At 59.3% G+C, this 24843-nt stretch carries 24 protein-coding genes; 10 read left to right on the top strand and 14 right to left on the bottom strand.

The genetic code is table 11. The annotated features are described in order from the left end of the window. Positions 1–102: 102 nt before the first annotated feature. From ACVWYZ_RS12710 to ccsB, 4 genes are all read right to left on the bottom strand, one after another. The gene (locus tag ACVWYZ_RS12710; protein WP_457467257.1) at positions 103–1602 is read right to left on the bottom strand and encodes a S41 family peptidase; all 1500 of its coding nucleotides are present in this window, start codon (positions 1600–1602) and stop codon (positions 103–105) included. A gap of 182 nt (positions 1603–1784) precedes the next feature. Then, positions 1785–3470 carry a trigger factor gene (tig, locus tag ACVWYZ_RS12705; RefSeq protein WP_457467256.1) on the bottom strand — a complete coding sequence of 562 codons (1686 nt, stop codon included), beginning with the start codon at positions 3468–3470 and terminating at the stop codon, positions 1785–1787. Positions 3471–3541: 71 nt separating this feature from the next. Then, positions 3542–3925 carry a LapA family protein gene (locus ACVWYZ_RS12700; protein ID WP_011431755.1) on the bottom strand — a complete coding sequence of 128 codons (384 nt, stop codon included), beginning with the start codon at positions 3923–3925 and terminating at the stop codon, positions 3542–3544. Between the two features lie 84 nt (positions 3926–4009). Then, positions 4010–5062, bottom strand: coding sequence for a c-type cytochrome biogenesis protein CcsB (gene ccsB, locus ACVWYZ_RS12695; protein WP_457467255.1), 1053 nt, complete (start codon positions 5060–5062; stop codon positions 4010–4012). Between the two features lie 225 nt (positions 5063–5287). Here ccsB and ACVWYZ_RS12690 point away from each other — a divergent pair, with 225 nt between their 5' ends. Then, a complete protein-coding gene (locus ACVWYZ_RS12690) occupies positions 5288–6658 on the top strand; it encodes a hypothetical protein (RefSeq protein ID WP_457467254.1) in 1371 nt (456 codons plus the stop codon). A gap of 256 nt (positions 6659–6914) precedes the next feature. Here the strand turns inward: ACVWYZ_RS12690 and ACVWYZ_RS12685 are convergent, their stop codons facing one another. Next, on the bottom strand, positions 6915–8123 hold the full coding sequence (locus tag ACVWYZ_RS12685) for an AI-2E family transporter (protein WP_414352155.1): 1209 nt from the start codon (positions 8121–8123) through the stop codon (positions 6915–6917). A gap of 70 nt (positions 8124–8193) precedes the next feature. Here ACVWYZ_RS12685 and xseA point away from each other — a divergent pair, with 70 nt between their 5' ends. The 3 genes from xseA to folD all read left to right on the top strand — a co-directional run bounded on the left by xseA (position 8194) and on the right by folD (position 10602). Then, positions 8194–9423: an exodeoxyribonuclease VII large subunit gene (gene xseA, locus ACVWYZ_RS12680; RefSeq protein ID WP_457467258.1), complete on the top strand. Its 1230-nt coding sequence runs from the start codon at positions 8194–8196 to the stop codon at positions 9421–9423. Beyond that, positions 9404–9640, top strand: coding sequence for an exodeoxyribonuclease VII small subunit (gene xseB / locus ACVWYZ_RS12675; protein WP_414408568.1), 237 nt, complete (start codon positions 9404–9406; stop codon positions 9638–9640). Before xseA ends, xseB begins: the two co-directional genes overlap by 20 nt. Positions 9641–9732: 92 nt before the next feature. After that, positions 9733–10602: a bifunctional methylenetetrahydrofolate dehydrogenase/methenyltetrahydrofolate cyclohydrolase FolD gene (gene folD, locus ACVWYZ_RS12670; RefSeq protein WP_457467253.1), complete on the top strand. Its 870-nt coding sequence runs from the start codon at positions 9733–9735 to the stop codon at positions 10600–10602. Between the two features lie 32 nt (positions 10603–10634). Here folD and ACVWYZ_RS12665 read toward each other — a convergent pair whose 3' ends face one another. The 4 genes from ACVWYZ_RS12665 to ACVWYZ_RS12650 all read right to left on the bottom strand — a co-directional run bounded on the left by ACVWYZ_RS12665 (position 10635) and on the right by ACVWYZ_RS12650 (position 14270). Beyond that, positions 10635–11108 (bottom strand): hypothetical protein, encoded by a 474-nt coding sequence (locus tag ACVWYZ_RS12665; RefSeq protein ID WP_457467252.1) that lies wholly within the window; start codon positions 11106–11108, stop codon positions 10635–10637. Between the two features lie 341 nt (positions 11109–11449). Beyond that, positions 11450–12067, bottom strand: coding sequence for an Npun_F5749 family FMN-dependent PPOX-type flavoprotein (locus tag ACVWYZ_RS12660; protein WP_457388767.1), 618 nt, complete (start codon positions 12065–12067; stop codon positions 11450–11452). 48 nt (positions 12068–12115) lie between these two features. Further along, on the bottom strand, positions 12116–13390 hold the full coding sequence (locus ACVWYZ_RS12655; RefSeq protein WP_457388765.1) for a GNAT family N-acetyltransferase: 1275 nt from the start codon (positions 13388–13390) through the stop codon (positions 12116–12118). A 226-nt stretch (positions 13391–13616) separates the two neighbouring features. Then, positions 13617–14270 (bottom strand): DUF3386 domain-containing protein, encoded by a 654-nt coding sequence (locus ACVWYZ_RS12650; protein ID WP_457467251.1) that lies wholly within the window; start codon positions 14268–14270, stop codon positions 13617–13619. Positions 14271–14615: 345 nt separating this feature from the next. Here ACVWYZ_RS12650 and murA point away from each other — a divergent pair, with 345 nt between their 5' ends. From murA to sixA, 3 genes are all read left to right on the top strand, one after another. Beyond that, positions 14616–15938 carry a UDP-N-acetylglucosamine 1-carboxyvinyltransferase gene (gene murA, locus ACVWYZ_RS12645; RefSeq protein ID WP_202943714.1) on the top strand — a complete coding sequence of 441 codons (1323 nt, stop codon included), beginning with the start codon at positions 14616–14618 and terminating at the stop codon, positions 15936–15938. Positions 15939–16131: 193 nt separating this feature from the next. Then, on the top strand, positions 16132–18267 hold the full coding sequence (locus ACVWYZ_RS12640) for a lytic transglycosylase domain-containing protein (RefSeq protein ID WP_457467250.1): 2136 nt from the start codon (positions 16132–16134) through the stop codon (positions 18265–18267). A gap of 145 nt (positions 18268–18412) precedes the next feature. Next, positions 18413–19000, top strand: a complete 588-nt coding sequence (sixA, locus tag ACVWYZ_RS12635; RefSeq protein WP_457445543.1) for a phosphohistidine phosphatase SixA — start codon at positions 18413–18415, stop codon at positions 18998–19000. 61 nt (positions 19001–19061) lie between these two features. Here sixA and ACVWYZ_RS12630 read toward each other — a convergent pair whose 3' ends face one another. After that, a complete protein-coding gene (locus ACVWYZ_RS12630) occupies positions 19062–19355 on the bottom strand; it encodes a DUF3082 domain-containing protein (RefSeq protein WP_457467249.1) in 294 nt (97 codons plus the stop codon). Between the two features lie 79 nt (positions 19356–19434). On the opposite strand from ACVWYZ_RS12630, the gene ACVWYZ_RS12625 reads away from it, so the two are divergent. Then, entirely contained in the window at positions 19435–20115 is a 681-nt protein-coding gene (locus tag ACVWYZ_RS12625; protein WP_457467248.1) for a J domain-containing protein, read from the top strand. Here ACVWYZ_RS12625 and ACVWYZ_RS12620 read toward each other — a convergent pair. From ACVWYZ_RS12620 to ACVWYZ_RS12610, 3 genes are all read right to left on the bottom strand, one after another. Beyond that, the gene (locus ACVWYZ_RS12620) at positions 20107–20976 is read right to left on the bottom strand and encodes an SDH family Clp fold serine proteinase (RefSeq protein WP_457384648.1); all 870 of its coding nucleotides are present in this window, start codon (positions 20974–20976) and stop codon (positions 20107–20109) included. The genes ACVWYZ_RS12625 and ACVWYZ_RS12620 overlap by 9 nt on opposite strands. Before the next feature lie 70 nt (positions 20977–21046). Next, positions 21047–21928 (bottom strand): hypothetical protein, encoded by an 882-nt coding sequence (locus tag ACVWYZ_RS12615; RefSeq protein ID WP_457467247.1) that lies wholly within the window; start codon positions 21926–21928, stop codon positions 21047–21049. 1 nt (position 21929) lies between these two features. Further along, positions 21930–22901, bottom strand: coding sequence for a fatty acid desaturase (locus tag ACVWYZ_RS12610; RefSeq protein WP_457467246.1), 972 nt, complete (start codon positions 22899–22901; stop codon positions 21930–21932). A 369-nt stretch (positions 22902–23270) separates the two neighbouring features. On the opposite strand from ACVWYZ_RS12610, the gene psaK reads away from it, so the two are divergent. Both psaK and ACVWYZ_RS12600 read left to right on the top strand, forming a co-directional pair. Then, positions 23271–23516, top strand: coding sequence for a photosystem I reaction center subunit PsaK (psaK, locus tag ACVWYZ_RS12605; protein WP_414332568.1), 246 nt, complete (start codon positions 23271–23273; stop codon positions 23514–23516). Positions 23517–23637: 121 nt separating this feature from the next. After that, entirely contained in the window at positions 23638–23775 is a 138-nt protein-coding gene (locus tag ACVWYZ_RS12600) for a photosystem II reaction center protein K (protein WP_414332566.1), read from the top strand. A gap of 338 nt (positions 23776–24113) precedes the next feature. Here ACVWYZ_RS12600 and ACVWYZ_RS12595 read toward each other — a convergent pair whose 3' ends face one another. Further along, on the bottom strand, positions 24114–24653 hold the full coding sequence (locus ACVWYZ_RS12595; protein ID WP_414332564.1) for a DUF3611 family protein: 540 nt from the start codon (positions 24651–24653) through the stop codon (positions 24114–24116). Between the last annotated feature and the right edge of the window lie 190 nt (positions 24654–24843).

The following is a 24843-nucleotide window of genomic DNA, read 5'->3' as shown; positions in this document are numbered from 1 at the left end:
GGGGCTGCTTTTGTAAACCAGCCTAGAGGTCCAGGGTTGGCTTGCCGACTCTAGGGCTACTGAAAGCTCCCGCCTTTAGGCGGGGGTAGTTTACCTTCGTCTTCAGCTCCCCGGCTTGAACAGGCCAATGGCCGTGACCTGGTTGGATCCCACCTCAAAGGCAAAGGCCAGGCCCAGAGCATCGTAGTTGACGTAGTAGCGGTCGTCGCGCAGATACTCTCGGCTCCCCTTGGGATAGGGCACCACCTCGTTGTAGCCGTTCTCGCCTGGCCCACCGTAAACGGCGATCACTTCTGAGTAGGTGGAACCAATGCGGATCCCTTCACCGGTCATGGCTTCCGGGTGGGTTGTGTAGATGCGGTTGGCGAAAAAGCTATCCACAATGCCCGGATGACGGTAGGTGAAGAGGATGTAGTCCTGCAGGTAAAAGATCTTCAGGTCGCTGTTGGGCTGAAACACATTAGCTCCAGAGGCCGCTGGGATCTGATCGACATTGCCCAGCAGGTGGGTATCCACGTTGCGGGTATCCATGCCCAGCTCAAAGCGGCCAACTCGGCCCTCTTGCACCAGCACGGTAGGCCGTGGGGGCAGGGTGGGTCGCCGTGGGGGCAAGGCCAGCGCTTGCAGGCCGGCATTCAGCCAAGCATTGTCATCTCCTTCCACCGTCTGCAAAGGCACTAAACCTCGCTCCAAAGAGCGACCATCTCCTGTCTTCCAGGTGGCCACGGCCAGTTCCACCGCCGCGCCGGAGGGGAGAGCAAAGAAGCGGGTTTGTCGCTCGCTGCCTTGGGTGGGCTGTCCCAAGATAAGGGTGCTACCGCTGGATCCCAACTGGGCAGCCAAGAGGGTGGCCCCCTGGCGGGTGTTACCATCCACGAGAACGGCCAACGGGATCCCGGCGGCAATGGGCAGATTTTCGCTGTTCCAGAGGGTGGGCTGCCCAAATCGGTCTTCGGTAATCAGCAGCGGCTGGACGGAGCGGGGCAGAAATAGGCGCGCCACATCGGCCACCACTTGGGGGTCGTAGCCCACCGAGCCGCGCAGGTCGAGGACAATGCCCTGGCTGTAGTCTTGGGTGTAGAGGGTTTGGCGGATCTGCTGAGCCGTGGCTGGGGTGAGATCCGGCACTGCCAAATAAACCTGGCGCGGGCCAATCCCGCGGGCTTGTACGGGAGGACGGGGACGGTTGAGCAAGTCCTTGAAAGCTTGCGGATCCCAGAAGCGATCGGCGGGATCCCCATACTCCCGCAGGATCTCTTGAATGAACTCGTACTCCACCTCAATGGGGGGGCGGGGATCCCCGTAGCTTCGGGCCAACAGGCGGGTGTAGAGGTCGTTGTAACTGACTGCGGCAGCTTGGTTGCCTGCACCCAAGGACTCGTTGATGAACAATCCCACCAGATGGCGGAGATCCAGCCCGACCGGCTCACGGGGAGGGGAAGGGGCTGCCGGGATCCCTGGATCGGGAAACGAACCTTGGGGATCCGAGGGCATGATGGGCACAGGAGGCAAGGCCGATTGGCCCACAGCGCTGCCGGGCGAGATCCCGGCGATCAGGGTGAGGATCCCCCAAGCCCCAATTGCGCGCGCAAATCCTTTCATGGTAGCCTGCCCTCTTGCAGATGTTGCGAATAGGGTAAACCCTAAACGCTCCCCTCTGCCACTGTAGGCAGTGTTAGGTATCCGCTTTTTGCATTTTAGAACACTAGGGGTGACTGTCGCGCCCCCCTTCTTTGGAATGTTCCCAGCCGGGATCCGGAAAACCGCCCCACCACAGCCTACTCTTACTTGCCTTTTTTGCCCTTTTTGCTTGGCTTAGGCTTTTCTGCTGCTGGGGTCTCTGCAGTGGTTTCTTCTGCCTTCTCCTCAACCGGGATCGTTGCCTTTGGTTCTGAATCTGCCGCAGAATCTGAGAGGGTTTCCGCAGGGGATACTTCTACAGCCTTTTCTGTAGCTGGCTCGGCTTCCGCAGCTGCAGCTTCTCCATCCGTTTCCGCGCCCGTAGCCGTCTCTGAGGAGGATTCAACGGCCTCAGGGATCCCGGATACCTCTGCTTCTGGCTCATCGGCCTCAAACTCGGCCTCTGGCACTTCAACCTTCTCCTCCGAGCCTGCCAAAGAAGTAGGTGCCTGGGTTGGATTTCCCTCGTCATCGACCCAGTTGACCGTAGTTTGCGACTTCAGCCAGGCCATCACCTTGTTGGTCAGCAAGCTTTCATAGACGGCTTGGCGTACTCGTTCCCGATCCAGCTTTTGGCCTTGCTGGGCATAGGCCGCCATCACTTCTTCCACTTCCACGTCCAACTCCGTAGAGCCTACGGCAATTTGCTCTTGCCGAACGATGGCGCTCAGGGCCAAGGTGCGCCGCAGCCGGTCGATGGCTTCGGGTCGGTGGCGCTCCATCAACTGGTTGAGGGTTTCAGGCGGCAGTTGGGACAGGAGCTTGCGGATCTCGCCTGGCGTGACCCCTTGCTGCTGTTGCAGCGAGTGAAGGCTTTGGGATAGCAGTTGCGTCGTTTCCTGCTCGACTAGGGTCTCGGGCAGATCCACCTCGGTGGTTTCCAGGATGGCGTTGAGGATGGCGGTTTCGAGGTTCTCCTCGGATTGTCTCAGGGCATCCTGTTCGAGGCGCTTTTGCAAGTGCTCCCGCAGTTCGGCCACCGTTTGAAAGCTGCTGATCTCTTGCACAAAGGCATCATCCAATTCGGGCAGCTCTTTGGCCTTGATCTCCCTCAGGCAGACAGTGAAGGTAACCGTTTTCCCGGCCAACTCTTTTCTGAAGTAGTCGTCGGGGAAGGTGGCTGCGATCTCCTTGGTTTCGTCGAGCTGCATGCCCACGATGCCCGCCACAAAACCGGGGATGAAGTTGTCTTCCTTGAGTTCCAACTGGAAGTCCTGGGTGGCCATCTCGTCGAGGGAATTGCCTTCTGCATCGCGGGCCTCAAAATCGATCACCACCACATCCCCCAACTGAGCAGGCCGATCTTCTACCGGCAGGAGGGTGGCCCGCTGATCCCGCCACCGGTCGATGAGCTGGTCAATTTGTTCAGGCTTGACGTCAACGCGGGTTGCCGTGACGGTCAGCCCTTTGTATTGGCCAACGCGAGCTTCAGGGTACACCTCAACGTATCCCGAGAAGCTGAAGTCTGCCTCGGGGTTGAACTGAGCCAAGAGCTGCCCCACCTCGTCATCCAGCTCGAACCGACTGATGGGGGTGAGCTGAGCTTCCTTGAAAGCCTGTTGAATGGCCTCGTTGATTAGGTCATCGACAGCACTGGCCAGGATGCGCTCGCGGCCCACCTGCCGCACAACAAGATTGCGGGGGGCCTTGCCCTTGCGGAATCCCGGAATCTGGATATTCTGCTCCAGTTGACGCAAGGTTTTTTCGTAGGAGCGCTTCACCCGGTCGGCTTCTACCACGATTTTGAGGCCAACCCGGCTGCCAGGGCGTTTTTCTTGGATAACCTGCATAGGAAGTATGAGCTAGTGGGCAAGCAGAAGTTCAATTCTACCTCAACGGCCTGTGGGTCAACCTGGAGATTCTAGGCAGGGGATCCCTCAGTGGCCACTTCTTTTACGTCCTGGATGTCTTCTTGGGGTTCGGCGCGCTTGCTGGGGGGCAGTTGCTTCACTTTGGCTTCCAGCTCCACCACCATTTCCTTGAGTTCGGTGATGGTGACTTCCTTCTCCTGCAGTTGCCGATTTTTTTCTCGGGCTTCGATGCTGAACTGTACGCGCATCCAGAGGCTATACAGCCAGGCGAGGGCGGCCCCAATCCCGGCAGATGCCAGAAGTTCCATCACCAGAGGGCTTTCAACGCTGACGCCGGGGGCAAAAGTAACCGTGACCGGGGTGGCGTTTTGCATGGCAAAGAGGGCAATGGCCAGGAGGGCTGAAAACAAGATCAGGTAGTTGAACAGTCGCATCGTTTTTCTCCTCGAAGGGATCCACTACGGCTTGCCAGCACCAGAATACCCATAAACTCGGGCCGGTTTTTGAGAAAAATTCCCTCAGAAAAACCAGCCATAACTGTGTAAGCCTTTGCCCAGAAAGTTCACCCCCAGATAACACACCCAAACCACCCCAAAGCCTAAGCTGGCCAAGAGGGCGGGGCGTCTGCCTTGCCAGCCTTTGGTGATGCGGGCGTGCAAATAGGCGGCAAAGACCAACCAGGTAATCAAGGCCCAGGTTTCTTTCGGATCCCAGCTCCAGTAGGTACCCCAGGCTTCGTTGGCCCAAACGGCGCCGGCGATAATGCCGATGGTCAACAGGGGAAAGCCCAGCCCGATGAGCCGGTAGCTGGTGTTGTCCAAGATTTCTGCCAGGCTCAGCCGTTGCCAGGGGATCCCTTCTGGGGCCGGTTGGGGAGGGAGCTCAGCCGACGAGGGGGCAGGGCGGGGGGAGCGGAGGCCGGCATAGGCCAGTTCCGAAGCAGGGGAGGGCAGGGTGGCCTCCGCCCATTCGGGATGGGTTTGGGGTTGGGGAGGGCGAAATTGCAGGCCGAGGGAGTTGCCCTTGAGATGGACATCCTGACCGCGGGTGACGATGAGAAAGCTGATGGAGAGAAGGGATCCCACCAACAGCGCCGCATAGGCCAGCAACATCACAGTCACATGCATCATCAGCCAGTTGGATTGCAAAGCCGGGACAAGGGGCTGGGCCACCTGCATATCTTCCGGCAGCACCAAGGCAGCAAAGGCCACGATCCCGGTTACAACTGGGGCGGTCATGACCCCCACCCAGCGGCTGCGGCTCCAGTAGAGGGCCACCAAATGCAAAGCGGTGATCCCCCAAGCCAGGAAAAACAGAGACTCGTACAGGTTACTCAGGGGGAAGTAGCCTGCATCGATCCAGCGGGCCGTCAACAGGGCGGCCATCGTCAAGTTTGCCCCGATCATCCCCGCTAGGCCCAATTCGGCCAAAAGCTGCACCTGGGGAAAGGCTGCCCCACCCCAGTAAAACAGCATGGCCCCCAGAGAAATGGCAAACGCCACGTTGTTGAGCAGAGCTTGCCACTGGGCCAGATCCATGCCCGCAAGAGCTGTTATCGCCAACAGAGCCATACACGACCTCAAAAGTGTCTCCGACCCGGCTTGAGCCAGGCCAGTTGATCCCATTCTAGGGCGGGGGAAGGGATCTTCCCCAAAGGACACATGCTGGTAATGTGGGGATGGCTTGTCTGCGGCTCGGCAGGATACAAAGAGCATTGGGATGTAAGGCTCATGCAAGAACACGCGGGAAATGCCAGGTTGAGAAGGTGGGGGTTGTTGAGATGGTGGATCTGTCTGTTGACCGCCCTCGTTTTGGCCTCTTGTGGGGGATCCCCGCCTAAACCCCCGCAGGAACAGCTTCCCCAGCTAGAGCGCGTGCCGGTTCCCCCGGAGATTGCCAAGCTGGATGCCCATTTGCAGTACTGTCGCCCGCAGGTGCAGATCCTCAGCCCCAAGCCAGGTGAGGTGTTGCCAGAGCGGCAGGTAACCGTTCGCTTCGCGGTGCAGGGGTACCCGCTTTTCAAAGATCCGCAATTGGGTCTTGGCCCTCACCTGCACGTGGTGCTGGATAACCGGCCCTACATCGCCCATTACGATGCCGATGCTCCCCTCGTTTTCAAGGACTTGGAGCCGGGATCCCATACCCTGCGCGTGTTTGCCGGCAAACCTTGGTACGAGAGCTTCAAAAACTCTGAAGCCTACGCCCAGGTCAGCTTCCACGTGCTGGCTCCCACCCCCGAGTACGTGCCGCAGCCGCAACTGCCCCTGCTCACCTACAACCACCCCACCGGCAGCTACGGGGCCGAGCCGATCCTGGTGGATTTCTGGCTGGCCAACGCCCCGGTGCGGGAGAGCCTGCTGACCGACTTGCCCCGCGATTGGCGGATCCGCTACACCCTCAACGGCCAGTCCGGCCTGCTGGATCGCTGGGAGTCTTTTTATCTGAAGGGCTTCAGGCCCGGTCGCAATGTGATGGTGCTGGAACTGGTGGACAGCAAAGGGGATCCCATCCGCAATGTGTTCAACAGCGCCGCCCGCGAGATCACCTACACCCCTGGCGGCCAAGATACCCTCTCCAAGCTGGTTCGGGGGGAGCTAAAAGCCGAAGAGGCCCTGGCCATCGTCCAGCCCCAGCCCACACCCACGCCGACTCCGGAACCCACGCCCACTCCTACTCCGACGCCAACGCCAACTCCGACACCCACGCCCACTCCTACTCCGACGCCAACGCCAACTCCGACACCCACGCCCACTCCTACTCCGACGCCAACGCCAACTCCGACACCCACGCCCACTCCTACTCCGGCGCCAACACCCAGCCCGACGCCCACACCCACACCCACTCCGACTCCAACGCCAGAGGCGACGCCCACGCTTGCACCTCGTCGCCAGCCGCGCTTTCAACTGGGCCGCCCCCGTCCGACACCAGAGGGGATCCCGGCTGTTCCAACGCCACCGCCCGTAGTAGCCACTCCCGAACCTGAGCTTACGCCTGAGCCCAGCCCAGAGCCCTCTCCGCAAGCTGTGCCCACTTCAACTCCCCAGCCTGTGGCTACGCCTTTGCCGCGCGTGACCCCTATCCCTTTCCAGGAGCGGCGGGTGCGCCAGCAGGGGTTGCGGCTTTTCCCGCCGGGACTCCACAGTCCGGCCTTGCCAGGTGAGCGATAGCGGGACAGAATCCTTGGTTGACAGAATGCCCTTCGCACAGCGGGCCGTGGGCCTCACTGTTTCCCCGATGCCGCTCTGCCTGGGTGCGCAGTTGCCAGTTGTCGCGTTCTCACACCGGTCAAGCGCGAGGAGCGTGGAGCGACGGGAAAGAATCCCCCGGCTCTAGCCGTGGGGAGAACGTCGATTCCTGCCCAATGGAAGGGCCGGTCGTGTGGCTAAGCTGATGGGGTTGAGCCAAGTCAGGAGCATTGCCCCCTCAACCTTCTCGCACCGATTGCGGTCGCGGAATGGGATCCTGGTTTTCCGCCTGGGTGGAGCTCTGGATCCCGTTCTCTCCACTTTCCAACCTGAGCAAGGGCCGCAATCGGGATCCCTGCCAGGGATCCAGGACATCCCGAATTAGCACCTCCTGAATCCACACCTGCAGGATTGCCGCCAAAGGCACGGCCAGGAACAGGCCCAGCACCCCAAAGAAAAAGGCTGAAGTAACTTGAGCTACTAGGGTTAGGGCGGGCAGGAGCGACACCTGTCGGGACATGACGATGGGGGTGAAGACGCTGCTTTCCAACTGCTGGATCAGGATATACAGTCCCAGCACCGCCAAGGACTTCCAAGGGGCATCCGTGAGGGCTACCAGCATGGGGGCCACCACGCTCAGGGTTGGGCCGATATTGGGGATGAAGTTGAACAATCCCGCCAGCACCGCATTGGCCAAGATCAGGGGCACCCCCAAAATCCACAGCCCGATCCCACTCAGCAGCATCACCAAGGTGCTGGTAAACAGGATCCCCATCAGCCACCCTCGCAGCGCCAGCTCACAGCGCTTGAGGATGTAGCGAATGCGGGGACGGTAAAAGGCCGGGAAAACCGAGACAAAAGCGCGACTGTAGGCTTGGGGATCCGCCAACAACAAAATGGTGAGGATGATTACAAACAATAGGTTGAGCAGGGTGCCAAAAAAGGCAGTGAAGGACTCGGAGAAAAAGTCGCGCACCTGTCGCACCAACTCGGTGGCCTGGGGCACCAAGCTATTGGCCAATTCCCGCAGCGTCGGCAGCTCAATATCCGTCGGCAAAGAGAGAATCAAGCTCTCGAACAGTCGCTGGGCCTGAACGATCCCGGCGGGCACCCCATCGGTAAACAGCCACCGCAACTGCTCCGCCAGGGGGGGCACCACGATTAGCCCCACCAAGATCGCGGCCACCAAAACCGTCAAACTGGTGATGACAATTGAGGGGCCACGCCGAAAGCCGTAGCGCTGTGGGATCTGGGCCAAGGTATCCAATGCTACTGCCAACACAATGGCCGCGAACACCAACAGCAGGATCTGCCGGATCTGCCAAAGCAGAACTAGCAGGCCCAACAGCGCCCCTAGCCCCAGCCACTGGGCGAAGGTCACCCGCCAGCTCACCTCCTCTCTCGCCCGGTTGTCGCCTATTCTAGATGGGATCCCGACAAGTCCCATCGCTATTCGAGAACCCTGGATGCGCGATCCTGTCCCTTCAGAAGTGACTTTAGCCGCCCGCAGCAGTGGGATGGAGTTTTTGCTCACGGATGAAGCTCCCCTGCTCTCGGTGGGGGGAGTGTCCCGTTATTTGAAATCGCTGCTGGCCGGGGATCCCTACTTGGTCAGGCTGTGGGTGAGCGGGGAAGTCTCCAGTTGCCAGCGCAACCGCAATGGCCACCTGTTCTTGACCCTAGTCGATCCGGAAACCGGTGACGTTCTCAAGGGGGTGGTCTGGCAGGGCCAAACTTCCAGGCTCAGCTTCTGGCCGGAAGTGGGGCAACAGGTGCTTGCCCTTGGGCAACTTGGCATCTATAGCGGCGGCAGCCATTATCGCCTCGTCATCTGGCAATTGCTGCCTGCCGGGGAAGGGCTGTTGGCGTTGCGATTTCAACAGCTCAAGGCCCGCCTCAGTGCTGAGGGCTTGTTCGATAACCAACGACCTCTGCCTGTTCATCCCCAGTGCATTGCCGTCGTCAGTTCCCCCCACGCTGCCGGCTGGGGAGATATTCGGCGCACCCTCAACCAGCGCTACCCCGGGCTACGGGTGCTGTTCTCCCCAGCTCAAGTGCAAGGGGAGGCGGCCCCGGAATCAATTGTGCGGGCCATTCGCCGGGTGGAACAGGATGGGCGGGCGGAAGTGCTTCTTTTGGCGCGGGGCGGTGGAGCCAGCGAAGATTTGGCCTGTTTTAACGATGAGCGGGTGGTGCGAGCCATTGCCGAATGTCGGATCCCGGTGGTCACCGGGATTGGCCACCAGCGGGATGAAACCCTGGCTGACTACGCTGCCGACTACGCCGCCCATACCCCAACGGCAGCTGCCGAGCGGATCGTGCCGGATCTGGGGGAATTGCAGCGCCAGGGATCCCAGTTGCGCCAGAAGTTGATCGAACGCACTCGCCAAGCTTTGGAAAGGGCCCAGCAGCGTTTGCAGCAGGCCCAACACCACCTGGCTTACGTGCATCCAGAGCGGCTGTTGCAACAGGCCCAGGAGCGCTTGACCCAGCGCCAACATCGCCTGCTCCAAGCCGTGCGCCATCGCCTCCGGCAACACCAACAGCACCAACAGGCCCTACAAGATCGCCTACAAGCTCTCGATCCTGAAGCCATTCTGAAACGGGGCTATGCCCTGGTGCGAAATGAAGAGGGATCCCTCATCCGCACCCATCAACTGCCCCCCCAAACCCGCCTGATAATACAACTGGCCTCGGGAAGCCTGTGGGTACGAGTAGAGGAGAGCCATGAACCGCCGCAAACGTGAGGAGCCGTGGCGCTATGAAGCGGCCATTGCCGAAGTGGAAACTTTGATTGCCCAGATTGAGTCGGGGGAGCTGGATCTGGCCGAGGTGGTGGAGCGCTTTCAACAGGCCGCCCGAACCCTGAAAACCTGCGCGGACTTCCTGGAGCAAAAGCGGCAGCAGGTGGAGATCATCATCGAGCAATTGGGCCAAGAGGAAGAAGACCTGCCCGAATCATAGGGATCCCACCTGATCATTTCCCCTGCACTGCTGTTGCCATTCTGCTTCACTATGGATGGTCGTTGGATGGTTGTCTTTATCCTTGCGCCCCCATGCCCGCAAAAATCCTCGATGGCAAAGCCTTAGCCGCCCGCTTGCAAGCGGAGATGGCCGCCCAAGTGCAAGCTTGGATACCCCAGGTGGGGCGGCCACCGGGATTGGCGGTGTTGCGGGTTGGAGAGGATCCCGCCAGTGCGGCTTATGTGCGCGGCAAAGAGCGGGCCTGTGAGCGGTTGGGCATTGCTTCTTTTGGCCGACATTTTTCCGCCCAAGACTCCCCTGCCCATTTGCTCGACACCATCGACCAACTCAATCAGGACGAGCGGGTGGATGGCATCCTCGTCCAACTGCCCCTGCCCCCCGGCTGGGATCCCATCCCCCCCCTTTTGGCCATCGATCCCGGCAAAGATGTGGATGGACTCCATCCCCTCAACCTGGGCCGGCTGTTGCGCGGCGAACCCGGCTTGCGCAGTTGTACCCCCTTGGGCGTGATGCGCCTGTTGCAAGCAGAAGGGATCCCGATTGCAGGCCGAAAGGCAGTGGTGGTCGGTCGCAGCATCTTGGTGGGCAAGCCCTTGAGCTTGATGTTGTTGGCCGCCGATGCGACGGTCACCCTAGCCCACTCCCGCACCCCCGACTTGGCAGAAGTGACCCGCGCCGCCGACATTGTGGTGATGGCCGTGGGCCGCCCCCGCCTATTGAGGGCAGACATGGTGAAACCCGGCGCGGTGGTCATCGACGTTGGCATCAACCGCATCGAGACCCCCACCGGAGCCGAGCAATTGGTGGGAGATGTGGACTATGAAGCGGTCAAAGAGTTGGCCGCTGCCATCACGCCCGTACCGGGAGGCGTAGGGCCGATGACGGTAACGATGCTGCTGGCCAACACCCTAGAAAGCTATAAACTGCGCAGCCAGTTATAAACCACAAGATGTTCTATTCAGTACAAAAGCATCTAAGGCTGCAAGATCATCGACCAGGAGCCGCTCTCCCCATCCCAAAACGGGGCCAGAGACTCTCCCACCACATTGGGCCCCCAATAGCGGCGGGTTCCATCCAGGGCGAAAGCCACCACAATGTCTCCGGGGCCGATTTGCAGCGGTTCCTCTCCCAAGCTCAGCAGCAATCCCTCGCTCCCCCCCTCTCCAGGGGCAAAGTCCCAGTGGGCCGTTTCCGGATTGATCATCCGTTCGCCGCTGCGCATCAAGATCACCAGCCGAACCGGATGGGGCGTGCGATTGCCGACACGAAAGGATCCTGTGCGGGCGGAGGTGGGGACAGCCTGGGGGGGCAAGGCAGGTTCTGAGTGCAGAACAGGGACAACATTCCCCTCAACGGAATCCTCCAAGGCTTTCAGCGTCGGTTTCTCCAGAGTCTGTGCCCTCAATCCCTGCACGAGAACCCCTACCCCAACCAGAGCGGCAGACAATACTAGGGATCCCTTGCCCCTCAAAGCTCTGTTCAGCAATGGGCCGCCGGCGAAAAAAGAGGCAACAGCCTGAGCGAATGAGCAGATCAAGACGCACATCGAGACCACTGCAAGCCAAAGTGATACGTGTCGAGTTAGACAAAAGGCATCAACTGCTGCCCTACCCCTGATAGACCAGCCATACGCGTACAGAGTTCCATCAGAGGATAACGCCCCCACCGTGCAGAACACGATCGTTCAGCTACGTTAACACGTCCATTCCTCTATTCCCTGTGCTTTGGAGGAACAAGGAATAAGGGATCCCCCACTCCAGACCAGGCTGAAACCAGTTTGGATCGCCTTCAGGGATTCACGGCCCGACGCTGCCACCCTTTGGAAGTGCGCTCGTACACCGTCCGCAATTGGGGATAGATCTGATCCCCCTTAAGCTGCAAGTGATCCACCTCTGTTGGCTCCAGCAGTAATGCCACAAAAGTCTGCGGGGGCAGCGGATCTTTCTCTTTCGGCAACTCTTGAATAAAAGCCTCTGGCGGGGCGAGCGGCCCTTTGGGTTCCGGCCAAAACCAGAGGAGCCGTCCTTTTTCCGATATCTGTTGCCACAACTGCTGCCGCTGGCGCTGAGCTTGGGGATCCGGATGATCCGCGGCGATGGCCTCAAGGGTGCCGGCAATGCGGAATTGTTCGCGGGTTTTGCAGAAATACCAGCAGATCTGAGCCTGGGAGCAGTGGGCAATTTGTCGAATCTTCTCGCTACGACTATCCACCGCCAATTGAATGCGATCGGTATCGCCCAAAAACCCCCGGAAAACCACCGTGCGGTTGCGCGGATGCCCCTGGGGATCCACCGTGGCCAATTGCAAATACCGCACACCGGGATCGCTACGGTTCCGGTGCAGTGCCGCCTGAATCAGCGCCCGCCAAGAGGGATCCGCAGTAGAATTGCCCTTCGGGTCTTTCATCCGTTTTTCGCAAGGTGCAAGCAAGCCAGGATTGGGGCTCTCTCTCCCTTAGCTAGGGGGTGGAGAAGCCTCAGATTGGGAGTCTCTGGAGAGCCCTGGTGAAGACTCCACACCGCTGACGCGACCAGAGCTGGGATCTGGCTCGGTTGGGCTAATGGGATGAAAGTGGTGCTCTACCCAGCCCTCCGGCGGCCCCTCAAACCGCTCCGGCACTGGCTGCTTCACCTGTAATCCCCGCAGCATCGCGTTGAGATAAGCACTATCCCAGGTAAAGAGGCGGCTTTCGCGGATTTTGTGCCACACCGAACGCGACATCAGCAACGTCCGCTCTACATCCTGGGCTCCCAGCTTCAGCAAGAACTCCTCCCGTTCCGGCTGGTAATCGGTGGAGGCCAAGGCCAGAGATTGCGGCGGATGAGCCTGAGTAAGCTGGGCCATCTTGGCCATGAGTTCGGGGTAAAGCCAAGTGTAGGCAGGGTGAACCGTAAGCTTGGCCACATGAGGTTGCTGCCCGGTGCGATCCAACTTCAAGTTGAAGTAGCCGATGGCGGTTTTGCGTTCGGGCTCGTAAACACACACTTCCACCCGCTCCGTCTGGCTAATGGCGCATTTGGCCTGCTCCAAAAGCCAATCCAGTGGGCTAGTGCGAAAATCGTTCACCTCACGGTCGTACACCTGGCGCACAGTGGCCGGCATGGATCCCGTATCCAGTTGGTAGATGGCGTAGGCATCCCGATTGGTCACCGGCACCAGGTTGGGCAATTTGGGCTCGTGCTGGCTGAGAGCTGCCAGAATATCGGCTGGAATCGACCAGTAGGTGATCTGAGCCAAGGGTTGGAAGCCGTTGCGCCGGTAGAGCGCCATTGCCCCTTTGTTGTGGATGTTCACCTCCAGGATCCAGGTGCGAGCTTCCCGAAAGTGCTCCATGCAGTGCTTGAGCAGCCGGGATCCCACCCCCTGGCGCTGGGCAGAGGGCGCTACCGCGATATGGTCGACCCGCCAGGTGCTGCGGGAATGGTTGAAGGGAGAAACCTGAATCACTCCCTGAATCTTGCCCTCCAGCTCCGCCACATGCACCGTAAACATGTGCTGAAAGCGATTGGGAAACAGGGTCAGGGTTTTCAGGGGCCCATACCACTGGCGCAACCGCCGCACTTGGCGACGAATATCCACCGAGCGGCTGCTGTACTCTTCATCAAAGGCTTGCGCCAAAATCTCTTCCACAGCCTCCAGATCCCCCAGTTGGGCGGGGCGAATGATCAGGTCAGGGGCACCAATGGGGGCTTCGGAATCCGGGTCAGGTTTTGCTGTGGTGTTGTCCATGCCAATCGCAGGCGGGAGAATATTCAAAGCATAGCTCAGGCTCTCTTGCTTTTTCTAACCGGGAGGATCGTTCTGCAACAAAGCTTGAAAGCCTACAGATCGGCTTTCCCGTTATCGAGAAAGGCTTGGCCGCCAAGAAGGGCGTGAACTCAGCCTCCCGGTAGCTGCCCAACAGTGAGAACGGGAGAGCTGGCCCCCTACCCTGCTGGGGTCAATGCCGGGTCGCTCACGCCCCAACGTCTAGCAAGGTCAAGTTGCTGAAGGTGAAGCGCTTCTCCACAGGGCCGGTTTCCGTCTCGGTCTGGATACGCCGCTCCGAGAGGATGTAGTACTGGCCCACTTTTGTATACAGATCCTCGAATTGGCTGCGCCCGCCTTTTTGCTCGCCCGTTTGGGGATCGTGATAGACGGAATCGTAGCGGTGGGAAAGATAGCCTTCGCCGGTATCGTGGCTGCTGAAGGTGTGGATGGTAACCACCACTCCGTGGATATGCCGATGCACCATGGTAACCTGGTTATCGCGCACGTGGTAGCGATCCCCTTCGGCTTTGCCCCCCACCAGGATCTCCACTGTGCCATCGGGCAGGGTTTGGCCATAACGGAAGGTGTTGCTCCCATGGGTCTCGTCGAAGCTGCGGCGCACCCGGTGAATGGCAATCTCCCAAAGTTGGTTGTGAATGGCTTTTCGAGCTTCCTCATCCTCTACGCCGGTAACAGTGGCCTTTAGGTCTGCTCCCACTCGCACCTGCCCAACGAATGTGCGCTCCCCATCCCAATAGGTGACCTCGGCGCTGTAGCCTGGGAAAGCGGGATCCCAGGTGTAGCGGTTTTCATAGGCGGCCCGAAACAACTCTTGGGCAGAGACTTGAGTGGCAATCATCGGCTGTCTCCTTCCTGTTTTCCTTGCAAGCACTTCCCCTGAGCATCCATCATACCGCCCCCTGCTGTTGGGCTGCCCCCCAGTTGCCTTCGCTGAGAACCTGCATCTGGTGAACTGGCCTAGCCGCTCCCCTGTCCGCTGCTGCAGGATAGAAGCACAGCCATGGGAACTTCTTCCTCACACCCAATTTGGCTTGCGAGTTTAGCCGCTGCTGTGATCCCCAGAGTATTCTCTGAGAAGGGTTCGCCTATTTTTTGTGGGTGAGGAGGGAGATTGAAAGGTTTTGACAATCGCGTCAGCGGGGCGGATCCCCTAGAGCCTGGCCTGACGCCGCCCCAGACCGGCATGGCAACCGCGCCAGAGATGATGGGGCCAGTGCTGAAAATCATTGGCAAGCAGACCCTGAGTGGCCACATCCCTATTGGCGGGGCAAAAAACTCTGCCTTGGCGCTGATGGCCGGGGCCATCTTGGCTCCTGAGGCCTGTCGAATTCACAACGTGCCGCGTCTGCTGGACATTGAACGCATGGGGCAGATCCTGGCCACGCTGGGAGTTAAGGTTTCCCATGTTGGCAATACCCTGGACCTGGATGCCAGCTCCCTCAAAACCTCTCAAGCCCCTTATGAATTGGTCAGCCAGTTGCGGGCCAGCTTTTTCATCATAGGGCCTCTGTTGGCGCGGCTGGGGGTGGCCAGAGTTCCCCTGCCCGGTGGCTGTGCGATTGGGTCTCGTCCCGTGGATCTGCATGTGCGGGGTCTGCAAGCCTTGGGGGCAACGGTCCAAATCGAGCATGGGGTGGTTCATGCCTATGCCCGTAAATTGTTGGGAACCCGTATTTACCTGGACTATCCCAGCGTCGGTGCCACCGAGACCTTGATGATGGCCGCTACGCTGGCGGATGGAGAAACGGTGATCGAGAACGCCGCCCAAGAGCCGGAGGTGGCGGATCTAGCCCGTTTTTGTCAAGCCATGGGGGCCCGCATTCGCGGTGTCGGCACCAATACGGTTGTGGTGGTAGGGGTGCCCCGCTTGCATGGAACGGAGTACACCGTCATTCCCGACCGCATCGAGGCCAGCACCTATCTCATTGCCGGGGCCATTACCCGCTCTCACCTCACAGTTGGCCCTGTTATTCCCGATCATCTGCGGGCGGTGATCGCCAAGTTGCAAGCGATGGGGCTGCGGGTGGAAGAGGAAGGCCCAAACCGGCTGCGCATTGCCCCGGCTCAACTGAGCTCAGGCTGGCTGTGTCAGGCAACCGATATTCAAACGCTGCCCTATCCTGGTTTCCCCACCGATGTGCAGGCGCCGATCATGGCTTTGGCCGCCTTGAGCGAGGGCAGTTGCACCATTGAGGAGACAGTGTTTGAAAACCGCATGCACCACATTCCCGAGCTGAATCGCATGGGAGCCGATATTCGCCTGAAGAACCGAGTGGCCCTGATCCGAGGGGTGCCGTCCCTTTCCGGCGCTCCGGTGGTGGCTACCGACCTGCGGGCGGGTGCGGCCCTGGTGTTGGCCGGCCTGGCGGCTGAAGGCTGCTCCACAATCCACGGATTGCACTACATCGACCGGGGCTACGAAGCCATTGATGAAAAGCTGCGCAGTGTCGGGGCCAAGGTGTACCGCAGTGAAAGCCCGACAGGGATCCCGCAATTGGGGAAATGAGCTGTTTCACTGCTGTCTGAAATCTGAAGATTTGAGGAAAGAACTGCTCCTCTCCCTGCTTATCGTCTGGCCCCAATGCTCGGTGACCGCTTGCCAGGTGAGCTTTCCAGCCGTTTCGCAAGTATCGAGTTGTCCGGTGGCTCAACGCAGTCGGGTTGAGTATCTTAGTTCAGAGGTGGTGGGGAGGCAAAGCATGGGGATCCTGACAGGCAGCAAACGACGCTGGACAAGATGGGCTGCCGGTGTGCTGGCAGCGGGAGCAGCTCTGGGTGGGGCCGTCTGGGGCTTCTACACCTCATCCTGGGCAGAAACCGCGGAGGTGGCCTCTGCACCAGAAGACAGGGATCCGGCGCAACTGCCTCAAACTTCCACAGTGGCCTTTCTGCAAGCCTATGCAGCGCTACAGGCCGGCCAAGCGCAATCTGCCTTGAAGCATTTGCAGGGGCTGGAAGAGAGCCTGCCGGTTCTGAGGGAAGAGATTTGGAAGCTCAGGGCCCAAGCCTATGAACAGTTGCAGGACAAGGAAACAGCCCAAGGGATCTGGTGGCCCCAGATTTTGCAGGAATATCCCCACAGTCCTGTGGCCGCCTACGCCCTCTGGGGGATGGGCCAGGTGGATCGGCTGCGGCAGCAATTTCCCACCCACCCGCTGACTGGACGTGCCCTCAAGCATTTGCTAGAGCTGGATCCCGACCGCTATGACCTGCTGCGGGATTTGGCCCAACATCACCCGCAAACCCCTGGGCTAACGCCGTTGCTGGATCGCTGGCGGCAGGCTCAAGAGGGATCCCTCACGGCTTCCGACTGGCAGATCCTCGCCGATGCCTACTGGGAGCAACGGGAGTACGGCAAAGCTGCCCGGGCCTATGGACGTGCCCCCGCCACCTCTCAGAACCTCTACCGCTGGGGTCGCAGCCACCAGATCTCGCGGGAGTTTCCTCAGGCCAGAGCGGCTTACCAAGCGCTGCTGGCACAGTTCCCCGATGGGCCAGAGGCTTCCCTCACCCGTCGCCGTTTGGCGGAACTGAGCGACCTGCCGACGGCAATTGAACTCCTCCGACAGGTGGGATCCGGCTCAGATAAAGAAGCTCCAGAGGCGTTGCTCAGCCTCAGCCAGCTCTATGATCGCAACGCCAGCCCCCAATCGGCCCAAGCCACCCGGCAAGCCCTTTGGGATCGCTTTCCGGCCAGCGAAGCTGCGGCCAATGCCGCCTGGACGGTGGCCTGGAGCCAAGCACAAGCAGGCAATCTCAGCCAAGCCATCGCCCTGGCCCAACAGATCGGATCTGCTCAGCGGGATACAGAAATGGGGGCACAACTGCTCTACTGGGCGGGCAAATGGCGGGAACAGCAGGGGGATGTGGCTGCAGCTCGGCAGACCTATCGGCAGGTACTGCGTCAGTTTCCCCACACCTACTACGGCTGGCGGTCGGCAGTGCAACTGGGCTGGCCGGTGGGGGATTTCTACAGCGGGCGCAAAAGAGTGGAGGTGGATTTTCAGCCGGTGCGCCAACCGTTGCCGGGGGTCTCTGCAGTTACGCAAACCCTGCATTTGATGGGAGCCAGCCAACTGGCCTGGGAACGCTGGCAGGGCGAAACTCCGGTGCAGCGGGATCCCCGCCAGATGAGCGTTGCCGAGCGCTTTGTTACGGGCATTTTGCGCAACAGCGCCGGAGATCACCTGCGGGGCATTAACCAGGTGGCTGCTTTGCGCTTTAGCGAAGAGCCGGATCCCTTGCTGGAGACGTTGAGGCAGCGCCAAGATTTCTGGCAGGCCATCTATCCGCTGCACTACTATGCGGGCCCCGACAATTCCTGGAGCGGGGATCCCTACGCCCAACCCGGCTTGGCCCACTGGTCACGGCAATTTAACCTCAATCCCTTGATGGTGGCGGCTTTGATCCGGCAGGAATCCCGCTTTGAGCCAGAGATCGTCTCGGCCTCGGGGGCTTTGGGCTTGATGCAGGTGATGCCCGCCACCGGGCGCTGGATTGCTCAGCAGATCGGCCTGGCCCAGTACAGCCTCACCAACCCCGCCGACAATCTCTACCTGGGATCCTGGTACTTCGACTACACCCACCGCACCTATCAAGACAACACCTTGCTGGCCCTGGCCAGCTACAATGGTGGCCCCGGCAACGTGGCCAGATGGCTGAACCGCTTTGGCTTCGAGGATCCGGATGTGTTTGTGGAGCAGATCCCCTTCCCCGAAACTCGGGGCTATGTGAAGTCCGTGTTTGGCAACTACTGGAACTACTGGCAGCTCTACACCCAGGAGGGGCGCACTCTGGTCAGCCAGCGACTGCATAACCCCTCGTCTTCTTCATGACTTCCGGTTTTGTCGCGGGAGTGCTGCCGTAGAGGGAGTGGGCTTTTTTCCCACAGTATTCTGGGAGAGTTACAGTTATTCCAAGATTTGGCAGTCAAGATTTGACAGTGCCGTTCGCGCCGGCAGGACAGAGTTTTGGAGTTCTATGGTCTCTGGGTCTGAACAACAGGAGAGCGTTCGCGTTAGCAGCGCGGAGCACCATCAGGGGGCGGCAGAAAAGCAGACTGCCCGACAGGAATTGGCCGTGGATTTTATTCGCCATGGCATAGCCGAGGAACCCCGGCCAGAAGTCGAGGATGCCTTTCGGGCCCTTACAGACGAAGGTCGCAGGCGCTGCCGCAAGATTGCCCGCCAGCTCAAGAACATGGGCTGGAGGTGGGATCTCCTGCTCACCAGTCCCCTGGTGAGGGCTCGGCAGACGGCTGAGATCTTTTTGGACGAGAACCTGGCCGAAGCTGTGGAGGTGTTTGAGCCGCTGGCTCCGGGCGGCAGTTTTGCTGACCTGGTGCGCTGGCAAGCAGAGCGGGAACCTCTGGCGTCTTTGGCTCTGGTCGGTCACCAGCCGGATCTGAGCCTGTGGGTACAAGCGGCTGTTGGTCTAAACCCGGCCAACGCCCACGCGATCACCCTCAAAAAAGCGGGCCTAGCCCAAGTGCGCTTTGCCGAAGGCCGGATTGACTACCGCCAGGGATCCCTGACTTTGTTGCTCTCCCCCAAGGTGGTGCTGCGCTGAGAAGAAGCTGGCTCATCATGATAAACGCCCAACGAGTCGGCCAGAGGTTGTGCCCCTAGGTTCAGCGCTGAGAGGAGGTCAGCCGCTCTCCCAGCAATTGCACACAATAGGCCGCCAGCCCCAACCCCACCATGGCAAACATGAAGGCAATCAGGGAAACGGAACCGACCAGCAGGTAGCGCACCAGAATGCTGATCCCACGGGCCAACGATCCAATCTCCACATCGATCGGCGGCAACTTGGCCAACATCGAGAGCAGCAGTTGAAAAAAACCGTAGCCCAGACTGACGGCAATGGTGGCCCCCAAGAGGGCACTGAAAGGGTTGGGGGATCCCTGGGGCGAGGCGGAAGACATGGGGCAGCACCGGAAAACTCACCTTTATTCTAGGCTGCAGGTAGAATATGGAAGTTTCTTTCCGGCAGGCCTGGGGAGTATGGAGAGCGGATCCCATTACGAAGTTTTGGGCGTTTCCGTGGCGGCGACGGCGGAGGAGATCAAGTCTGCCTACCGTCGTTTGGTCAAGTACCACCATCCCGACAGCCTGCTGGCCAAAAAAGATCGGGCCACCTCTGAGCGCATCCGCCAGATCAACGCTGCCTACGCGGTGCTCAAGGATCCCCAATCTCGCCGCGAATACGATCGGCAACTGCACTCCAGCCGCACCTCACCCCGCCCCCAGCCGACGGGATCCCCCCGTGAAACCGTCAGCCACGAAGCCATCGCCCGCGCAGCCTGGATCCAACAGGTCTACACCCCTCTAAACCGAGTGTTGGGGCCCTTGTTGTCTTCCCTAAAGCCTCAGTTGAATGCTTTGGCGGCGGATCCCTTTGATCCCGACCTGTTGCAGTCTTTTGCTGACTATCTGGAAGAGTGTGCGCAGAAACTGGCCCAAGCCCAGCAGATCTTTGGCCGCCTCCCCAATCCCAGCAGCCTGGGGGGAGTGGCTTCTCGCCTCTACTACGCCCTCAACCACCTAGAGGACGCTCTAGAGGAGCTGCAGTATTTCCCCCTGAACTTCGACGACCGCCATCTGCACACCGGACAAGAGCTGTTTCGCCGGGCAGGGGGGCTGCGCCTGGAAGCTATGGAAGCTTACGCCAAGAGTTCACCCTAGGCCAGAGCGGGATCCCCCTCTGGGCAGAGCGGGGCGGGGATCATAGGGGATGGGGATGTACTGCACGGAAGGGCGGCCCATGGTGGCCTGTGGGTACAAGTCCATCAGGGCATAGATTTGGGGTGGCAACTCGGTAGAAATGGGCAGGCCCAACCTTTGGGCTTCTTCGGCAGTGATCGGGTAGTCGTGGGTAACTTGTCCACTGGTTAGGTACTGGATGAGGGGCTCGATGCGTTCGGGGGCAATTTTGCGCTTGGGCACATCGTCCTTCAGGAGATCCCGCACGAAGTTCTGTACCTGTTGCATCGCTTTGCGGGCCAGATCCGCCAGGATCAAGGTTTGGTCGTCGATTTCGGCAATGGGTTTATCCGCCACCACCTGCAGAATACTGGCGGCAGCATACCCCCCCAACTGTGGATCCACCGGCCCCAGGACTGCATTGGCATCCATGACGATTTCATCGGCGGCCAGGGCCAGCATTGTCCCCCCCGACATGGCGTAGTGAGGCACGAAGACCGTCACTTTGGCCGGATGGCGGATCAGGGCGCGGGCAATTTGCTCCGTGGCCAGCACCAGGCCACCGGGGGTATGCAAAATCAAATCAATCGGGGTATTGGGTGGGGTAAGGCGAATCGCCCGCAATACCTGCTCGGAGTCCTCGATGCTGATGTAGCGGGAAACCGGGATCCCCAAAAAACTAATCGACTCCTGGCGGTGAATGAGCAGAATCACCCGGCTGCCCCGCTTTTGCTCCAACTCCCGAATGGCCATCAAGCGCCGGAACTCTTGGGCACGACGGTTCAGCAGAGGTTGCAAAGAGCTGAAGATCAGAAAAATCCAGAACAGGCTGCCCCAGTCCACTTTCACACCTCAAGTGGGATCCCTTTGCTTCCAGGATAGGGGATAGCAAACCTTTGGTGATCTCTGGGCCTCACGAGTTGGGTTCAGACGCCGCAAAAAAGCGATCCAAAGCCTGCAGCAAATCCGGTACGGAAGCTTGGTCAATCCAAGATCGAATATAAGCCTGTTGCTCCGCCAAGTTTTCAATGCGGCCCAACTTTTGCATGGCCAAGTAGCGGGTTTCTGCCTCGGCGCGATTGGTTTGCAAGTCCAGCCGCTGCTCCGGGGTCAGCGGATACTCCGTTTGGGCCAACAGGTAATCCGCCACCATCATGAACAGCAGAGGCCCCGCCAATTCCACCTGAGGCTCGGCTTCTGGCTCAGAATCGGCAGCAGCGAGATCTTGGAGATCTTGAAGGAGATCCTGCCCCAGTTGCAGCAGCTCTTCTGCCGAAGCAGCCCGCAGCATCGTCTCGGCAGTGGCCCGGAGCGGCTCTGGGGAAACCCTGTGGTGAGTGGCCAATTCCGCCAGGGCCTGTTCCCATTGATCCCGTTGGGCTTGCACCACAGCCCGCTCTTCTGGGGAAAAGTCCAACCGCTCCAGCAACACCTGCAGAGCCACAGCCCCCACCAACAGGGGGGGGAAGCGCAGCACTGTAGAGGCGGATCCCGCCTGCTCCAAAAAGGCTTCCAAATCCGGGCCAGATCCCCTGTCCAGCAAGTCCTGCAAGTAGGCCAGCACCTCTTGGGGCGAGGTCAACCTGAGGATCCCTCGCACCTGTGCCCGCAAGTCTGCGGGGATCCCAAGGAGCTGCACCTGGACTTCGGCCCGCGCCTGCGCTTCTGCAATCAACTCCGGCAAATCTGCCGTTGCCCGACCGGCCTGCAACAAAACCTGGCTAGAGTCCTGCAACAGGCTGGCCGCTTCCACAAACAGCAGCACCTGAGGGACTTGCAGCGTTGGCCAAACCATGCTAGCCGGGCTGTGGATCCGCAGGGGATCCCTCCGATCCGGAATTGGCTGCTGTAGCAGGGTGAGCTGAGGTGGGCTTGTGCCAGTGCAGACCGATCAGAGCATCGTACAAAAAGCCCCAAAACTCTCCCTTCTCCCAGATCCCCAGCGTTTGCTGGCAGTTGCGCGCGTCCAGCTCAGGTTTGGCTGCCCAGTAGGCTGCTTGGTATTTGTACCAGGGAACAGAAGGCCAGAGATGGTGGATCAGGTGATAGTTTTGCCCCAACAGCAGAATGTTGGTCAGCCATCCGGGATAGACGCGGGCATTGTACCACCGCTCTTGGGATTGAAAAGGGCGATGGGGCAGGTAGTCAAAAAACAAGCCCAGCAAGAACCCCATGATAAAGGCAGGGGGTAGCCAATAGTTCATGATGTAGTCGGTGTAGCCGAAGTAGCTGGCCAGACCAAAGGTCAGGATAACCACCAGCCGACTCAAGCCCCACTCCAGCAGATCCCAGCGACCTTTCCGCCAGAGCTGCCGCTTAAAGAAAAACACCTCATGGTAGAAAAACCGCGGCGCGATCAGCCACAGCGGCCCTCCCGTTGAGACATAGTGATCGGGATCGTCTTCAGGATGGTTGACGTGGGCGTGGTGCTGCATGTGTACCCGCTTAAAGACGGGATAGACAAAACCCTGCAACAGGGCAGAGCCGTGTCCGAGTGCCTCGTTCAGAAAGCGGTTGCGGTGGGCCGAGCCATGGGAAGCATCGTGAATCACCGTGCCCAGAACATAGAGGGCCACAAAATTGAGCCAGAACACCATCCATTTGGGCCAGTGCCAAAAGGCGTACCCGCCAAAGCAAGAGGCCGAAAGCACCACCGCAGCCAAAAACATCAGCAAGGTGGGATTCCAAAATTCCGAGGGTGGCCCCAACAGCTCACGAGGCAATGCGAAAGGTTTTTGGGCTGGTTCAGCAGTAGCAGCAACAGTCATCGGCAGCCATCCTTAGGTGCGCACAGTGCAGACAGAGAGGATGGGTCGAGGCAGCGCGTCCCAGTCATCACACCGAAAAGAGATCGAAGAGATAAGTTTGTTAACTTTCGTTAGTATACGGCAGAGACCTGCCCAGCTTCTCAGCCCAAGCCTTATTTTCCTCACAACCCCAGCCATGGGGGCACCTTCCTCTCCTGGCCAAGGATTCCTGAAGGATCCCGGCAATAGCAAACTGCCCCTGAAGCCGGAGAAAAGCCGTAGTGTGAGGTTCTGTTGCAGCCTCTGTTGCAATTCATGTGCAGATTGCGAGGGGATCCCAGCAGGAGGGGTAATCTAAGAGTCGGTCAACCTGAGTTGAGGACGAAAACCATGATGCCTGTTGTCGCGCCGCTGGCTTTGACCGCTCAAACCAGCCCCTGGTCCCCCCTGAGCGCCGTGATCATTCTGCTCTGCACAGGGCTGGCTTACCTGAGCTTCAAATCCTCTTCTGGAGTGGCCTCAGAGACCGGGCCGGTACTGGGAATGACCTGGCCAGAAGTCATCGGGGTTGCCAGCTTTGGCCATTTGTTGGGAGTGGGGGTCGTTTTGGGCCTCTCTAACATTGGCGTTCTCTAGGTCGCCACTTCCTTTACATTTCTTGAACTTAGTCCGGATCCCTGCTGGATGATGTTAAGCTCTATTTTAATTCTGAAAGAAGCAGTTTCTTCAGCCGCATTTTCCCCTGAGGTTTGTTGCTATGTCAGCGATGGTGCTCCTGGCCAGTTTGCCGGAAGGCTATGAATTGTTTGACCCGCTGATCGACATTTTGCCGATCATCCCTGTTCTGTTTTTCCTGCTGGCTTTTGTCTGGCAAGCGGCAGTGGGCTTTAAGTAAAGCCATTGCTTTTACTGAGGTCGCAAAGGTCTCAAAGGCCTGGGTGGTCTGGAGAAAACTCAAGCAAACCTAAAGGGCTTCCCCCAGCTTATCTCCTAAGTTGGGGGCTCTTTGCTTTGCCCATTTATGGTCATTTCGATTCAAACTAGGACACTGCACCCACGCCTAAAACGTTAAATGCACCGTGCCAGAAGGCCTTTCAAGGACTCCGTCCCGCTAGCGCGAACAGTAGCTCAGGTGTCTTGCCCTGAACTAGAACGACTGTAAACGACTATAAAAACAACAAGCCGTCTCGCCACTGTCCACATGACTCCCAAAGGTGGGCCAGGGATCCGGCGCTAGGGTTCGCGGTCGAGGACACCGGTAATCCAGAGAACCCCTGCCAAGCAGACGAAGTGGGCAAACGTCACGTTGATGTTGGCGGCCAGCAGCAGCACTCCTGTCACCTGGTTGGCCTGGGTGCGGGAAAACATGCGCGCCAACAGCTCGCCCACTTGGGCTTCCATACCAATCAAAGCAAGGAAGGCCCCAATGAGGCTGACATAGGTGACCAACTGCAACTGCTTGGGCAAATCCAATTGGCTTAGGGCATCAGCAGAAGCTGAGCGGCGCTCCGCGTGGAGCAAGTAGCGCCAGTTGAAAAATAGACCGGCTGCCAGGGTGAGCAATGTAAACAAGGTGAACCAGAAGGCGATGACAGCCCCCAGCGAGTCATCTCGATAGACGGTATTTTGGCCGATTAAAAAGCCAAACCACAGCAGCAGCGCCGTCGCCCCCAAGATTGCCTGGAACCAAAACCCAAAGCGACGAGTCATGCGCAAACGAGATTTCATCCGCTCGATAGCCGCCCGTACTGACGGCGACATGGGCTCGTTCATCTTTTTCCCCCGCTCGCCTGGATGAACACCAACGTTCGCTTCCAGCCTATCTTCATTCTCCGGCCCCAGTCACCAAATTTTCGGGCTGGAGGCCTGCACCATAGCCGCAGGCTTGGTGTCGGGAGGAAAGCCCTCCTCCATATAGGTTTGCTGGTCAAAGTCTGGATAAACTACAATAAGCCCATGAGCC

It is taken from the genome of Thermostichus sp. MS-CIW-37, assembly GCF_054060065.1.
This window is presented reverse-complemented; position numbering and strand designations above follow the sequence as displayed.

What these genes read in the sequence shown, in the direction of transcription:
- ACVWYZ_RS12660 (WP_457388767.1), bottom strand. Translation starts at nt 12,067, where the DNA reads ATGAAAGACCCGAAGGGCAATTCTACTGCGGATCCCTCTTGGCGGGCG.
- ACVWYZ_RS12700 (WP_011431755.1), bottom strand. Translation starts at nt 3,925, where the DNA reads ATGCGACTGTTCAACTACCTGATCTTGTTTTCAGCCCTCCTGGCCATT.
- ccsB (WP_457467255.1), bottom strand. Translation starts at nt 5,062, where the DNA reads ATGGCTCTGTTGGCGATAACAGCTCTTGCGGGCATGGATCTGGCCCAG.
- ACVWYZ_RS12685 (WP_414352155.1), bottom strand. Translation starts at nt 8,123, where the DNA reads ATGGGACTTGTCGGGATCCCATCTAGAATAGGCGACAACCGGGCGAGA.
- ACVWYZ_RS12640 (WP_457467250.1), top strand. Translation starts at nt 16,132, where the DNA reads ATGGGGATCCTGACAGGCAGCAAACGACGCTGGACAAGATGGGCTGCC.
- ACVWYZ_RS12650 (WP_457467251.1), bottom strand. Translation starts at nt 14,270, where the DNA reads ATGATTGCCACTCAAGTCTCTGCCCAAGAGTTGTTTCGGGCCGCCTAT.
- xseA (WP_457467258.1), top strand. Translation starts at nt 8,194, where the DNA reads ATGGAGTTTTTGCTCACGGATGAAGCTCCCCTGCTCTCGGTGGGGGGA.
- folD (WP_457467253.1), top strand. Translation starts at nt 9,733, where the DNA reads ATGCCCGCAAAAATCCTCGATGGCAAAGCCTTAGCCGCCCGCTTGCAA.
- sixA (WP_457445543.1), top strand. Translation starts at nt 18,413, where the DNA reads ATGGTCTCTGGGTCTGAACAACAGGAGAGCGTTCGCGTTAGCAGCGCG.
- tig (WP_457467256.1), bottom strand. Translation starts at nt 3,470, where the DNA reads ATGCAGGTTATCCAAGAAAAACGCCCTGGCAGCCGGGTTGGCCTCAAA.
- ACVWYZ_RS12610 (WP_457467246.1), bottom strand. Translation starts at nt 22,901, where the DNA reads ATGACTGTTGCTGCTACTGCTGAACCAGCCCAAAAACCTTTCGCATTG.
- psaK (WP_414332568.1), top strand. Translation starts at nt 23,271, where the DNA reads ATGATGCCTGTTGTCGCGCCGCTGGCTTTGACCGCTCAAACCAGCCCC.
- xseB (WP_414408568.1), top strand. Translation starts at nt 9,404, where the DNA reads ATGAACCGCCGCAAACGTGAGGAGCCGTGGCGCTATGAAGCGGCCATT.
- ACVWYZ_RS12710 (WP_457467257.1), bottom strand. Translation starts at nt 1,602, where the DNA reads ATGAAAGGATTTGCGCGCGCAATTGGGGCTTGGGGGATCCTCACCCTG.
- ACVWYZ_RS12600 (WP_414332566.1), top strand. Translation starts at nt 23,638, where the DNA reads ATGTCAGCGATGGTGCTCCTGGCCAGTTTGCCGGAAGGCTATGAATTG.
- ACVWYZ_RS12595 (WP_414332564.1), bottom strand. Translation starts at nt 24,653, where the DNA reads ATGAACGAGCCCATGTCGCCGTCAGTACGGGCGGCTATCGAGCGGATG.
- ACVWYZ_RS12615 (WP_457467247.1), bottom strand. Translation starts at nt 21,928, where the DNA reads ATGGTTTGGCCAACGCTGCAAGTCCCTCAGGTGCTGCTGTTTGTGGAA.
- murA (WP_202943714.1), top strand. Translation starts at nt 14,616, where the DNA reads ATGGCAACCGCGCCAGAGATGATGGGGCCAGTGCTGAAAATCATTGGC.
- ACVWYZ_RS12625 (WP_457467248.1), top strand. Translation starts at nt 19,435, where the DNA reads ATGGAGAGCGGATCCCATTACGAAGTTTTGGGCGTTTCCGTGGCGGCG.
- ACVWYZ_RS12655 (WP_457388765.1), bottom strand. Translation starts at nt 13,390, where the DNA reads ATGGACAACACCACAGCAAAACCTGACCCGGATTCCGAAGCCCCCATT.
- ACVWYZ_RS12630 (WP_457467249.1), bottom strand. Translation starts at nt 19,355, where the DNA reads ATGTCTTCCGCCTCGCCCCAGGGATCCCCCAACCCTTTCAGTGCCCTC.